Source organism: Actinomyces johnsonii (assembly GCF_006546835.1).
GTDB lineage: Bacteria > Actinomycetota > Actinomycetes > Actinomycetales > Actinomycetaceae > Actinomyces > Actinomyces johnsonii.
Genome location: NZ_VICB01000004.1, coordinates 246,246 through 258,995 on the forward strand (window position 1 = coordinate 246,246; position 12,750 = coordinate 258,995).

Consider the following 12,750-nt stretch of genomic DNA (forward strand, 5'->3'; position numbering starts at 1 on the left):
ATGAGCACCTACATCGATATTCACATCATCCAGAACCTTCCGCCCTCCTGCGTCAACCGGGACGACTCGGGCTCACCCAAATCTGCTGTTTACGGTGGTGTCCGGCGTCTGCGGGTCTCCAGCCAGTCCTGGAAACGAGCCGCGCGCCTGTACTTCAATGATCTGCTGGATGCCGATGACGTCGGCGTACGCACGAAGCGAGTCATCGAGGTGCTGGCCTCGACGATTGCGAAGGATGCGCCTGAACTTGCGGAGAACGCCGCCGCGCTCGCCGAGGGAGTGTTCAAGGCTGCCAAGATCAAGCTCTCACCTCCGCGCGGCAAGAAAGATGGGCCTCAGGAATCCGGATACCTCCTGTTCCTGTCCACCAGCCAGATCGCGCGCCTGGCCGATTTGGCCATCGCCTCGACCCGCAGCGGCGAGACACTCGACGCCAAGGCAGTCAAGAAGATCTTCAAGGAGGAGCACGCCGTCGACATCGCGCTCTTCGGACGCATGGTTGCTGACGACACCGATCTCAATGTCGACGCCGCCTGCCAGGTGGCCCACGCCATCTCCACGCACGCCGCCGAGAACGAGTACGACTTCTTCACCGCCGTCGACGATGAGAAGAACCGCTCCGAGGAGGAGGACGCCGGCGCCGGCATGATGGGCACGGTCGAGTTCTCCTCGGCCACCATGTACCGCTATGCCACCGTCAATCTTGACATGCTGGTCGAAAACCTCGGGGACGGCGGCGCTGCGCTGCGGGCGCTAGAGGTCTTCATCAAGGGCTTCTGCCTGTCCATGCCCACCGGCAAGCAGAACACGTTCGCCAACCGGACCCTGCCGGAGACCATCGTCATCTCCATACGCGACGACCAGCCCATCTCCCTCGTCGGTGCCTTCGAGAAACCGGTGCCGGAGGCCTCCGGCACCGGTTACGCCGACCGGTCGGTGGGCGAACTGGCCCGGTATGCCGAGACGATTGAGAAGAACTACGGGTTAAGGCCGCTGAGCAGCTTCGTCGTCGCCCTCAAGGACTCCGACGCCGTCTCCTCGCTCGGTGAGCGTGTGCCCTTCGCCGACCTGCCCGGACGGGTCCGTCAGGTCGTGGATCCCCGAGTGTGCCGTGAGGAGCGGGTCTGATGACCGTCCTCCTCCTGCGACTCGCAGGACCTTTGCAGGCCTGGGGGGTGAAATCTCGCTTCACCGTCCGCTCCACCGAGCTCGAGCCGACCAAGAGCGGCATCATCGGCATGCTGGCGGCCGCTGTCGGCCGTCGCCGGACGGACCCGATCGAGGATCTCCTGTCCCTGCGGTTCGGGGTGCGCAAGGACCAGCCCGGTCGGGTCATCAGGGACTTCCACACGGCGCGCACCCTTGACGGCAAGGACTCCATGCCCCTGTCGAACCGGTACTACCTCGCCGATGCCGTTTTCCTCGCAGGTATCGAAGGCAATCGCCCCCTCCTGGAGGGCATTGACGAGGCGCTTCACCATCCGGCCTTCCCTCTGTATCTCGGCAGGCGCTCATGCCCGCCGACGCCACCGGTGTCTTTGGGCCTTCGGGAGGCGGCGCTGCTCGATGCGCTTCGGGCAGAGCCCTGGCTCGCCTCACCATGGTTCCAGAAGCGGCATCGCAGCCATGTCTTCGACGCGGAGCTGCTTGTCGACCAGGAGGCCGTACCCGTAGGGGAGCGGGGCACGGCCTGTGGCAGTCGTGATGTACCGGCCTCCTTCGATCCTCGACGCCGCGACTACGACTTTCGCCAGGTTGAACGGCTCATGACACGGGTGAGCACTCGTAAAACAGACACTCACGATCCCATGCTTGTGCTGGAGGAGGCGAACCAGTGTTTCTGACGAAGATCGATCTGGCCCCGGAGCGCCGCCTCGCGCGCAAGTATCTGGGTTCGCCCCAGGTCATGCACGCCGTCGTCATGGGCGCCACCGGCGGTCATGAAGGGAACGGACCCGGACGCGTCCTGTGGCGGGTTGACCGGGGTGTGACGACGGCGCTGTACATACTCTCGCCGTTGGAGCCTGACTGCTCTCAGCTCGTCGCGGAGGCGGGGGCTGCCGGCACCCAGGCGCGGACCCTGGACTACTCGCCGTTCCTCGCCTCGTTGGATGCCGGGCAGCTGTGGGCCTTCCGCCTTGCGGCGAACCCGTCCTACTCGACCTCGAAGGGACCGGGAGTGCGCGGACAGCGGTACGGGCACGTCACCGTTGAACAGCAGCGGCAGTGGCTCATTGAACGCACCCCACGACTCGGCTTCGAACTCATGCCCGTGGACCATGCTGATGGTGAGGGAACTGACGAGGCTGTCTTGGTCGCGCACCGGGAGCGCCCCGTTTTCAGCCGGCGACGACCAGGGGGTGGGGGATACGACCGCGTGACTATCAACCGCACCGTCTACGAGGGGGTTATGCGTATCACTGATCCTGAGTCCCTGTGCCGTGCGCTCGTCACCGGGATCGGCAAATCCAAGGCCTACGGCTGTGGGCTCATGACGCTCGCCCGGGTGCAGCAGGTTTGATCATGGTCAGAATGCTGTCGGTTCCGGTAACGGCGCTGCCCCGTGTCCAGGACCGGATGTCCTTCCTCTACCTGGAGCACTGCGTGGTGCATCGAGAGGATGGTGCCCTGACCGCGCGCAACGACCAGGGCACCATCCGCGTCCCTGCTGCCTCGCTGGTCGCCGTCCTCCTTGGCCCGGGAACGTCGGTCAGTCACCAGGCGATGAGCCTGCTCGGTGAGTGCGGGACGACGGCGGTCTGGGTCGGTGAACGCGGTGTGCGCTACTACGCGCACGGCCGCTCCCTGGCTACCTCCACCCGACTGTTGGTGGAGCAAGCGGCAAGGGTCTCCTCTCCCCAGAAGCGGCTGCGGGTGGCCCGCGAGATGTACTGCATGCGCTTCAGCGGCGAGGATGTTGACGGGCTCACCATGCAGCAGCTCAGGGGGCGGGAGGGGGCCAGGGTTCGTGAGGTGTATCGAGACAACTCCAGACGTACCGGGGTCCCCTGGGCCCGACGCGACTACCGTCCCGATGACTTCGAGGCGTCGGATCCGATCAACCAGGCGCTTTCAGCTGCGCACGCGGCTCTGTACGGCGTCGTCCACGGGGTGATCGTCTCCCTGGGCTGTTCTCCGGGTCTTGGCTTCGTCCACACCGGGCACGACCGGTCCTTCGTGTACGACGTCGCGGACTTGTACAAGGCGGAGACGACAATACCTATCGCCTTCGACGTCGTCTCCGAGGGGATGGAGGACCTCACCGGGACCACGCGGCGGCGCGTTCGGGACAAGGTCTTCGAGCTCAAGGTCATAGAGCGGACGGTCAAGGACATCTACCGCCTGCTCGAGGTTGAGGATCTGGAGGATATGAGCATCAACGTAGTCTCCCTGTGGGACTACCAGCAGCGTGCTGTAGCCGGTGGAGCGAACTACGCCGGAGAGGATGCAGGTGGATGGTAGTTCTGATCCTGTCGGCAGCCCCCGCCTCGTTGCGGGGATCCATGACCCGCTGGCTGCTTGAGGTCTCTCCCGGGATCTTCGTCGGGCATCTCTCAGCTCGAGTGCGAGAGCAGCTGTGGGAACTGGTCCGCACATACATCGGGGAGGGGCGGGCGCTGTTGATCTGGTCGGTGCGATCTGAGCAGCGGTTCGCGGTCGCCTCCCTGGGGCATGAGCGTGAACCTGTCGACATCGAGGGGTGTCTTGTTATGCGCAGCCCGTACCGGCAGATCGGGGGAACGCAGGCGATTCCCGGTGCCGTTAAGCCTCCGAAGGAGTCATGGTCGATCGCCGCAAGACGACGGCGCTACCGGAACTCGGCGGAGCGGGCTCTAGGTTGGCACTGAAGGTAAACGCGGTCTGGTAGCATGGCTCATCGTTGGGATTCCAGGGATCCGCAAGTGTAAACCCCGCGCGAGCGGGGATGATCCGCCGCTCAGAGACGCTCACAGCGCCCCTGAGCGGCGTAAACCCCGCGCGAGCGGGGATGATCCCGTTCCGTACTCTCCGTACGAGAAATTTCTACAGTAAACCCCGCGCGAGCGGGGATGATCCCACCCCACCGGTCGACGATGACGTCGTCAATGCGTAAACCCCGCGCGAGCGGGGATGATCCCAGCCCAACATTACGCGCACCAGCAGGTATTGTGTAAACCCCGCGCGAGCGGGGATGATCCTGATCGCGCAGATGACCGCCGCCGGGCTGTCGGGTAAACCCCGCGCGAGCGGGGATGATCCCTCGAACGCCCCGGTGGGTAGTGCCCCGTAGTGTGGTGTAGCGCGGTGGCCGGGGCGATCTTGGTGCCGGAGTCGGACAGGACCCGGCAGATCGGCCAGGCCCCGAAGCGCTCCTTGTGCCGGTCGATGTACTGGCAGATCAACGCAACGGGCGCTCGCACTCCGCTGCCCCAGAGACGAGGCCGTTTCGTGGGGAGGTTGCTTGCACCTGACTAGGACACGCCAAGGCGGTTGCTTTACGAATATATCTGGGATAGGGCAAACTAATGCCGCTGTTCGACACCAGGGCAAGGTCGAGCAACGGCGCCTCCCGTCCCCGCGGGGCCGTCTTTCCAATATCCCTAGCCGTCACGCGCCGGACCCTCGACAAGGTGGTTCGAGTCGCTCTGCGCGCGGTCCCCTCCCTGGATGGGGCTTGTGTCGGCCGCCTGACTTGAGGAGTTAGGACGATGAGTGTCAGAAGGGCCGCAGAGGCCATCTTCTCCCCACCGGTTCAGAACTGGCTGAAGCGAACGATCTACCGGCACAACTGCCGGATGTCACCGCCCCGGTACCGTTCCGCGCTCAAACGCTGGTACTGGCTGTTCAAGTGCCGGCCCTGCCGTCTAGAGGATCCGCGCACCATGACAGAGAAGATCCACTGGCTCAAGCTCTACGACTCCACCCCGCTCAAGGGACGCCTGGCAGACAAGTACCTGGTTCGTCAGTGGGTCGCCGACACGGTGGGGGAGAAGTACCTTGTTCCGCTGCTGGGCGTGTGGGACTCTCCCGACGAGATCGACTTCGACTCCCTGCCGGACAGCTTCGTCCTCAAGGCCACACACGGCTCAGGATGGAACATCCTCGTACCCGACAAGAGCGCCCTCGATGAGGACTGGGCTCGTCGGCGGCTGCGGGAATGGCTTGGTCTGCGTCAGGCGATGAAGGGCGGCTTCGAGCTGCATTACGAGTACTGCGAACCGCGCATCGTGTGCGAGCCCTTCCTGCGCGACGATACGGGGAGGCTGCGGGACTACAAGTTCATGGTGTTCGACGGCGTCATCCAGTTCGTCTTCACCGTGGACAGGCTTCCGGGCCGTGCGCTGCGGGGCACCTATCTTCCAGACTGGACCCGAGCTCCCTTTGAGTACACGTGTGAAGCTGACCGCGCCCCGGATGTCCCGCCGCCGAACGGCCTGGAGACCATGCGCTCCCTGGCCTGCGAGCTCGGAAAGGGGTTCGCCTGTGCGCGCATCGACTTCTACGAGGTGGACGGAAACATCTACTTCGGTGAGATCACCTTCACGGACGCGGATGGACTGTCGGACTTTGCTCCTTCTTGTTATAACCGTGTTTTCGGGGATCGCATCATCCTTCCGGAGAAGAAGTCCTTCAAAGGGGTCATGCTGTGACGGTGTAAGAGAGGAGATGGATCATCTGTAGATTATCTACGAAAATCGATTGATCAGATGATGAGAATTCTTCAAGGTTCCGTCGATGCAATGAGCGTCTCCTCATTATACCGGCCGGACGCTTGCGTGTCTCAGCCTCTTGTGTGTTACTATCCATCACATTAATTCAGGTGCTTCTTCGTCGAGTTCCCATGTCGGCGATAGCCCTTTCCTGTCAGCTCTGATCATTACTGGTGATACCTAAATGACCCTCGAGGACCTTCTTCATCTGACCCGTCGACGCATCGGCTCTCTCGCTCTAGTGATTGTCGCGTGCGTGCTGGCCTCAATGGTGTTCGCTTTTGCCTCGCCGAGTTCGTATACAGCGACGGCCCAGGCCTACCTGCATGTCAAGGTGGCAGGAGATCCAGCAGAGAATGCGCTGTCTCATTACAGTGCGGAGCAGCTCGCCAGCATGAAGGCCGACGCCATGGTCCCCGTCTTCACCTCGGCAGCCGTCGCCCGGCGCGTCGTGGATTCCCTCAAGCTGGATGTCACGCCTGAGGAACTGGCCTCTTCGGTGTCTGCCGCCCGGACCCCCGAGACGGTGTCGGTGCAGGTCTCCGCTAGTGCCTCCTCGTCACACCAGGCCCAGGTCGTGGCTGATGAGGTGGTCCGGCAGGCCGGTGTTGAGGTCAAGGAGGTGGAGGGGGATGAGTCTCCCGTGGAGATCGTCCTTCTGTCCTCTGCCGAGCTGGTGAGTGCGACTCGCTCGCCCGCACTGGCGACCTGTGTAGCAGTGGGGCTGTTGGCTGGGCTCGTCCTGGGGTATGCGCGGATCCTTATACAGGAGCTGCTTGACAAGAGTCTCAAGGAGCCTGAAGAGGTTCGTGAGGCTCTGTCGGTGCCATTGCTCGGTGCGCTGCCGCGGGTTCCCTCACTACGGTGGTTGAGCCGAGGGGCGGAGATCAAGATGGAGGAGCAGCTGCGTGCCGCCCGCACCAACGTGCTCCACGCGTTGTCGCAGGGCGACAGGAGAGTCCTGGTCGTCACCTCGGCTGGCCCTCAGGAGCGAACCTCGGTGACGGCTGCCAGCCTGGCGCGAGTACTGGCCCTGTCCGGCCATCGGGTTGCCCTGGTTGAAGGCGATCTGCGCTCGCCGAGCGCGGTCGGACTCCAGGAGGGGCCGGGGCTCGCAGACGTTCTGTCGGGCTCGGCTCGCCTTGAGGACGCCCTGGTCAAAGGCCCCGTAGCGGGCCTGGAGCTCCTGCCGGCAGGCAATACGCCCGCGAATCCCTCTGAACTGTTGGGCGCTCCCATGATGCGCGATCTGCTGCGACGACTGGCATCGGATCACCTTGTGATCGTTGATGCCCCGCCCGTCCTGCGCTTCACCGATGGGGTGGTCCTGGCGACTTATGCCGGAGGAGTCATTCTCGTTGCGCGTGCCGGGCGCACGAGTGCGGAGGATTTGCGGGAGGCGGCTCTCGCTGTGGAGCAGGGAGGTGGCCGAACGCTTGGAGTGGTGCTCAACGATGTATCCGAGCCCGGGGGTAAGCACAAGGGCGTGCGGGGCAACGTCGTCCGCCCTGAGATTGCGGCTGTCTAGCCGCTTCGCTCGTGACGCGGACGACGTCTGGATGGAGGAAGTGAGTCCGCGATGGTCCTGCCGGCCAGCGGTACCTCCGGGAATTCTATCCCGGCTCCACCTCAGATGTCGTGACGTGAGAAGCTTTCGCAAATCCTGAGACATTGCATCGAAAGTAAGACGACGACATCATCGGAGAGCATTTATGAATATGTCTGGGGTTGAATGATTGCCCTAGTTATGTATGTTCTCGGGCTTGTCTGACGTCAAATCTTGTTGCTTCAAGCATTCACGCGAGTCCGATATGTGATTTCACCCCACAGTGTGGCCCTGAATGTGTCGATAAACGACGATTGCAGCAAAATCTCCTCCGAATCTTCCAATCGGTGGTTCTGGGTGTTAGATTAGGAATGAGCCGAATAGAAACGGTAAATGTTCATGGTGACTGAAGATGTGCTAGTCGCCATGTTCTCGAGTTGTTGTTGCCTGTGTCAGTAACAGCAGCGATATCCCCGAATCCGTCCAGCGAATCAGTTAGCACTGTTCGCTCGTCCGTAGATTGAAACCCTGATGACATCTGAAATCTGTCGCTCCCGCCAGTGCCGATCACTTGATCAGAGTTCTTTGCTCGTCGGCGGTGTGTCCCATGCCCGTCAGACGGTTCAAGGGAGCGAGAAAATCCATGGCTAAGACACGTGACGACTCGTATTCTGTCGAGAGCCGGTCGCCGAAGAGCGCTGAGAACCGGGAGCCCGGCTTTGGGCAGTTACTCGTAACGACTCCCGGGGGGCGAGGGGCGACAGATGTCATGAGCGCCTCGTCAGAGGTCGGCTCCTTGCCGCCTCCATCTCCCGCCCATGTTCCGGCGTGGGTGAGCCCACCCGTGTGCCGGGTCGAGCCCATCGTCCTCATGATCGTTGACGTCCTGGCCACCTACCTGGCCTTGTACTGCGCAGCGTGGGGGACCACGAAGTGGGCCACAGCCACCGGTGCGACCGGCGGTCTGCTGGCCGTGGGCGTACTGGCGGTGGTCAACGTGGGCGTCTTCGCCACCTTCAAGATGTACAACAGCCTCTGGCGCTACGCCTCGATGACGGAGGCTCTACGGATCCTCTACGCGACAGTCGTCGGCTCGGTCTGCGGAGACCTGCTCTTCTCTTCGGCCTTCGACGGCGGGCTGTCCGTGCGCTCCTACGTCATGGCCTGGGCGCTGCTCGCCATCATGACAGCGGGGACGCGCCTGGCAGCCCGAGCGCTGTGGAACAGCCAGGTGCAGCGCAGCGCTCGATCAGGCGCGCAAGACGCCCGCCCTCGCACACTCATCGTCGGGGCCGGGCAAACCGGGTCGTTGACCATCAATCGCATGCGCCTGGGAGATGAGGACATGTGCGGCGAGCCGGTGGCCCTGGTCGATGACGACGTGACCAAGCACGGTCGCCACGTCCACGGCGTCAAGGTATACGGGGCATGCGACGACCTGCCTCGAATTGCTGAGCAATGCAGGGCTGAGCAGATCGTGCTGGCCTGCCCCTCGGCACTGGCCTCCCAGCGCAAGCGCATCCTGGCCATCTGCCTGACGACGGGGCTGCGGATTCTCACCCTGCCGAACGTGCGGGACTTGGCCCAGCAGCACGATGGCAAGATCGCGCTGCGGGACGTGGAAATCTCCGAGCTACTCTCACGCGACGAGGTCGCCTTCGACACCACGAGCATGGGATATGTGCGCGGGCAGGTCGTCCTGGTCACCGGCGGCGGCGGCTCGATCGGCTCCGAACTGGTCCGCCAACTCATCGAGGCCCGACCCCGCCGGATCGTCATCTTCGACATTTACGAGAACACGGCTTACGAGCTGTTCCATGAGATGCAGCCCAGAGTCGCCGAGCTTGGAGTCACCCTCTCGGTCGTCATCGGCTCGGTGACGAATGAGCAAGTCGTCCGCGACTGCTTCGAACGGTATCGGCCGAAGGTCGTTTTCCACGCCGCGGCACACAAGCACGTCCCCCTCATGGAGGACAACGCCCGCGAGGCAGTGGAGAACAACGTACTGGGCACCTGGATGACGTGCCGTCTGGCGGAGGAGTTCGGATGCAGCCACTTCATCCTGGTCTCCACCGACAAGGCCGTGAATCCGACTAATGTGATGGGTGCCACCAAGCGGTTGTGCGAGCTGGAGGTCCAGGCTCTGGCCCGCACCAGTCGCACGACCATCTTCGCCGCCGTGCGGTTCGGCAACGTGCTCGGCAGTCACGGTTCCGTCATCCCGCTATTCAGGCGACAGCTGCGCTCGGGCGGACCGCTGACCGTCACCCATCCGGACATCACCCGCTACTTCATGACGATCCCCGAAGCGGCCCAGCTGGTCATTACCGCCGGCTCCATGGCCCATGCCGGAGAGATCTTCATCCTGGAGATGGGACAGCCCGTGCGGATCTACGACCTGGCCGTCAACCTCATCAAGCTCTCAGGCCTGCGGGTCGGACGAGATGTCGAGGTGGCGTTCACCGGGCTGCGACCGGGCGAGAAGCTCTACGAGGAACTGCAGATGCACAACGAGGACCTGCATCCCACCGCGAACAAGTCGATCCTCGTCTCCACGGCGCCGCCGCCGACGATCCAGGACGTGGAGGAGAAGATCGCCCGGCTGACGGCCTGCCTTCTTCAGGGTAACGACCAGATCAAGCAGGAGCTGGCCCACGCGGTTCCCACCTACCACCCGAATTTCGATCACGGCACGAGTGCGTCGTCAACAATGAGGAAGGCCGGCTGATGCGCGTCGAGTTCTCACCCCCGGACATTACCGATGCCGAGTGCCAAGAGGTGGAGGCCGCGCTGCGATCCGGCTGGATCACCACGGGGCCGCGGACCAAGAGCCTGGAGAAACAGGTTGCGGAGCGCTGCGGCACCACCCGAGCCGCCTGCCTCAACTCCGCGACCGCTTCACTGGAACTGACCCTGCGCGTGCTGGGCATTGGCCCTGGCGACGAGGTGATCATTCCCGCCTACACCTACACGGCCTCTGCCTCGCCCGTCGTGCACGTGGGAGCCACCCCGGTCCTGGTCGACGCCGGACAGGCTGACGGCGGCTACGGGCTGGACCCCGATGTCCTGGCGGAGGCGCTCACGCCACGGACCAAGGCCGTCATCCCGGTCGACATCGGCGGGCGCATGTGCGACTACACGGCGCTGCGCGAAGTCGTTGACAGCCAACGTCATCTCTTCGCACCCACCGGTCCGATCCAGGAGGCGCTGGGCCGTATCGCTCTGGTGGCCGACGGCGCCCACAGCTTCGGCGCCCGGCGCGACGGCACGTCGTCGGGCAGCGCCGCCGACTTCACAACGTTCAGCTTCCACGCCGTGAAGAACCTGACCACCGCGGAGGGGGGAGCCGTCACCTGGAGACCGGACCTGGGGCTGGACGAGGAGCTCTACCGCCAGTACATGCTGCTGTCCCTGCACGGGCAGAGCAAGGACGCCCTGGCCAAGACCCGCCTGGGGGCCTGGGAGTACGACGTGGTCAGCCCCGCCTACAAGTGCAACATGACGGATGTGTGCGCTGCCATCGGCATGGCCCAGATGTCCCGCTACGACTCCATGCTGGCGCGCAGGCGCCAGATCATCACCCGCTACGACCAGGCCCTGGCTCCGGCGGGTATGACATCGCTGCGGCACTACGAGAACGAGACCGTTTCCTCCGGGCATCTCTACCTGGCGAACCTGCCGGACCTTGGTGAGGACGGGCGCAACGAGTTCATCGAGCACATGGCGCGCGCGGATGTGGCCTGCAACGTCCACTACAAGCCTCTGCCCATGCTCACCGCCTACCGGGACCTCGGCTTCGCCATCGAGGACTTCCCGCGAGCCTTCGACCTGTACGCCAACGAGGTGAGTCTGCCTCTGCACACCTCCTTGAGCGACGAGCAGGTCGACTACGTCATCGACTGCACCCTCAATGCGCTCGCGGCGGTGGGCCGATGATGAGAATGCCGCCCTGGGAGGCCCTGCCTGCCTCTCTACAGACGGAGGAGGTGCGTCCCTACTACGAGGCTCTGTCTCGGCGCGGAGTGCAGCTTCGGCTCAAGCGCCTGCTCGACGTCGTCGGAGCGGTGGTCCTCATCATGCTGCTCGGTTGGCTATTCGTCATCCTGGCGGCCCTCATCAAGTTGGACTCGCCCGGTCCCGTGTTCTTCCGCCAGCTGCGAGTCACCCAGTTCGGGCGCGAGTTCCGGATCGTCAAGTTCCGCACCATGACGCACCGGCCGGCCGACCCGGGAGACCAGATCACCCGGGGGGACGATCCGCGGGTCACGCGGGTCGGTGCCGTCCTACGCCGGTACCGACTCGACGAGATCGGCCAGCTCATCGACATCCTGCGCGGAACCATGACCTTCGTGGGGACCAGGCCGGAGGTGCCCGAGTACGTCCGCCAGTACGCCCCGCGTATGCGGGCCACGCTGCTGCTGCCGGCAGGGGTCACCTCCACGGCCTCCATCGAGTTCAAGGACGAAGCCCAGATCCTGGCGGCCGCTCCGCCGGGTCAGGACGCGTATCTCACGCAGGTCCTGCCCGCCAAGATGCGTCTCAATCTGCGCGACGTCCAGGACTTCAGCATCGGACGCGATCTGCGGCTCGCCTGCCGGACGGTGCTGGCGGTTGCCAGGTGAGACGCAAAGCCACGACAAGAAGGAACAGCGATGACAAAGGAACAGCGATGACAACAGACCCTCAGCTGGTGTCCATCATCATGCCGACGTACAACTGCGGCGCCTTCATCGCCGAGACTATCGCCACGGTCCAGGAACAGACGCATCCCAACTGGGAGCTGCTCGTGGTCGACGACTGCTCGACCGACGATACCGCCGAGGTCGTGGGGGCCCTGGCCGAGGGCGACCCCCGAATCCGGTACGTGCGCCTGGAGACCAACAGCGGAGCCGCCATGGCTCGTAACCGGGCGATGGAACTGGCCCGGGGGCGGTACATGGCCTTCCTCGACTCCGACGACCTGTGGCACCCCGACAAGCTCAGGCGCCAGATCGACTTCATGACCTCGCGCGGCATCGCCATGTCTTGCACGGCTTACGCTCAGATCGACGAGCAGGGCACGCCCACCGGAAAGATCGTGCGCAGCCCGGCCAGGACCAGCTACAACCGTCTGCTCCTGGACTGCCCGGTGGGGAATTCGACGGTCATGTATGACGTGGCGCGCCTGGGGAAGTTCGAGGTGCCCAATATCAGGAAGCGCAATGACGACGCTCTGTGGCTGCGCATGCTCCGCACCGAGCGCTATATCTGGGGCATGCCGGTCGTCCTCATGAGGTACCGGCTTCGCTCGAGGTCGGTGTCAGCGAACAAACGAAGCCTGATCAAGTACCACTGGACGCTCTACCGCGATATTGAGCATCTCAGCGTCCCTCGTTCCGTCTTCCATATCGGCGTGTGGGTCCTCATCAAGACCCTCAAAGTGAAATGAGGAAAAGCGTTAGCAGAACAAACAGTGCCCCGGCCGCGCCGGGGTCAATGGAGGGAGACTGTCAGTGAGCCAGGAACAGTTATCAA

Annotated in this window: 11 protein-coding genes and 1 CRISPR repeat array; all 11 genes read left to right on the forward strand. The window is 63.7% G+C overall.

What is annotated here, in order from left to right:
• The 11 genes from cas7e (at position 1) to FK256_RS03860 (ending at position 12,664) form a co-directional block, all read left to right on the forward strand.
• Entirely contained in the window at positions 1-1,128 is a 1,128-nt protein-coding gene (gene cas7e / locus FK256_RS03810) for a type I-E CRISPR-associated protein Cas7/Cse4/CasC (RefSeq protein WP_141423772.1), read from the forward strand.
• A complete protein-coding gene (cas5e, locus tag FK256_RS03815; RefSeq protein WP_141423773.1) occupies positions 1,128-1,844 on the forward strand; it encodes a type I-E CRISPR-associated protein Cas5/CasD in 717 nt (238 codons plus the stop codon). The genes cas7e and cas5e overlap by 1 nt, the downstream gene beginning before the upstream one ends.
• Complete coding sequence (cas6e, locus tag FK256_RS03820) at positions 1,835-2,521, forward strand: type I-E CRISPR-associated protein Cas6/Cse3/CasE (RefSeq protein ID WP_021604910.1); 687 nt, start codon at positions 1,835-1,837, stop codon at positions 2,519-2,521. The genes cas5e and cas6e overlap by 10 nt, the downstream gene beginning before the upstream one ends.
• A 2-nt stretch (positions 2,522-2,523) precedes the next feature.
• The gene (gene cas1e, locus FK256_RS03825; RefSeq protein ID WP_141423774.1) at positions 2,524-3,462 is read left to right on the forward strand and encodes a type I-E CRISPR-associated endonuclease Cas1e; all 939 of its coding nucleotides are present in this window, start codon (positions 2,524-2,526) and stop codon (positions 3,460-3,462) included.
• A 41-nt stretch (positions 3,463-3,503) separates the two neighbouring features.
• Entirely contained in the window at positions 3,504-3,848 is a 345-nt protein-coding gene (gene cas2e / locus FK256_RS03830) for a type I-E CRISPR-associated endoribonuclease Cas2e (protein ID WP_244936141.1), read from the forward strand.
• A gap of 56 nt (positions 3,849-3,904) precedes the next feature.
• Positions 3,905-4,239: direct repeats of the CRISPR family, unit length 28 nt; unit sequence GTAAACCCCGCGCGAGCGGGGATGATCC.
• Between the two features lie 623 nt (positions 4,240-4,862).
• On the forward strand, positions 4,863-5,630 hold the full coding sequence (locus tag FK256_RS03835) for an ATP-grasp fold amidoligase family protein (RefSeq protein ID WP_244936119.1): 768 nt from the start codon (positions 4,863-4,865) through the stop codon (positions 5,628-5,630).
• A gap of 454 nt (positions 5,631-6,084) precedes the next feature.
• The gene (locus tag FK256_RS03840) at positions 6,085-7,218 is read left to right on the forward strand and encodes a tyrosine-protein kinase domain-containing protein (RefSeq protein WP_244936120.1); all 1,134 of its coding nucleotides are present in this window, start codon (positions 6,085-6,087) and stop codon (positions 7,216-7,218) included.
• A gap of 787 nt (positions 7,219-8,005) precedes the next feature.
• A complete protein-coding gene (locus tag FK256_RS03845; RefSeq protein ID WP_244936121.1) occupies positions 8,006-9,964 on the forward strand; it encodes a polysaccharide biosynthesis protein in 1,959 nt (652 codons plus the stop codon).
• Positions 9,964-11,172: a DegT/DnrJ/EryC1/StrS family aminotransferase gene (locus tag FK256_RS03850; RefSeq protein ID WP_141423778.1), complete on the forward strand. Its 1,209-nt coding sequence runs from the start codon at positions 9,964-9,966 to the stop codon at positions 11,170-11,172. The genes FK256_RS03845 and FK256_RS03850 overlap by 1 nt, the downstream gene beginning before the upstream one ends.
• Positions 11,173-11,222: 50 nt before the next feature.
• Positions 11,223-11,858, forward strand: a complete 636-nt coding sequence (locus FK256_RS03855; protein ID WP_244936122.1) for a sugar transferase — start codon at positions 11,223-11,225, stop codon at positions 11,856-11,858.
• Positions 11,859-11,905: 47 nt separating this feature from the next.
• Entirely contained in the window at positions 11,906-12,664 is a 759-nt protein-coding gene (locus FK256_RS03860) for a glycosyltransferase family 2 protein (protein WP_141423779.1), read from the forward strand.
• The last annotated feature ends 86 nt before the right edge of the window (positions 12,665-12,750 follow it).

Excerpts from the sequence above, each read along its gene's own strand:
- cas7e (WP_141423772.1), top strand. The coding sequence starts at position 1 with ATGAGCACCTACATCGATATTCACATCATCCAGAACCTTCCGCCCTCC.
- cas5e (WP_141423773.1), top strand. The coding sequence starts at position 1,128 with ATGACCGTCCTCCTCCTGCGACTCGCAGGACCTTTGCAGGCCTGGGGG.
- cas1e (WP_141423774.1), top strand. The coding sequence starts at position 2,524 with ATGGTCAGAATGCTGTCGGTTCCGGTAACGGCGCTGCCCCGTGTCCAG.
- cas2e (WP_244936141.1), top strand. The coding sequence starts at position 3,504 with ATGACCCGCTGGCTGCTTGAGGTCTCTCCCGGGATCTTCGTCGGGCAT.
- FK256_RS03835 (WP_244936119.1), top strand. The coding sequence starts at position 4,863 with ATGACAGAGAAGATCCACTGGCTCAAGCTCTACGACTCCACCCCGCTC.
- FK256_RS03840 (WP_244936120.1), top strand. The coding sequence starts at position 6,085 with ATGAAGGCCGACGCCATGGTCCCCGTCTTCACCTCGGCAGCCGTCGCC.
- FK256_RS03845 (WP_244936121.1), top strand. The coding sequence starts at position 8,006 with ATGAGCGCCTCGTCAGAGGTCGGCTCCTTGCCGCCTCCATCTCCCGCC.
- FK256_RS03850 (WP_141423778.1), top strand. The coding sequence starts at position 9,964 with ATGCGCGTCGAGTTCTCACCCCCGGACATTACCGATGCCGAGTGCCAA.
- FK256_RS03860 (WP_141423779.1), top strand. The coding sequence starts at position 11,906 with ATGACAACAGACCCTCAGCTGGTGTCCATCATCATGCCGACGTACAAC.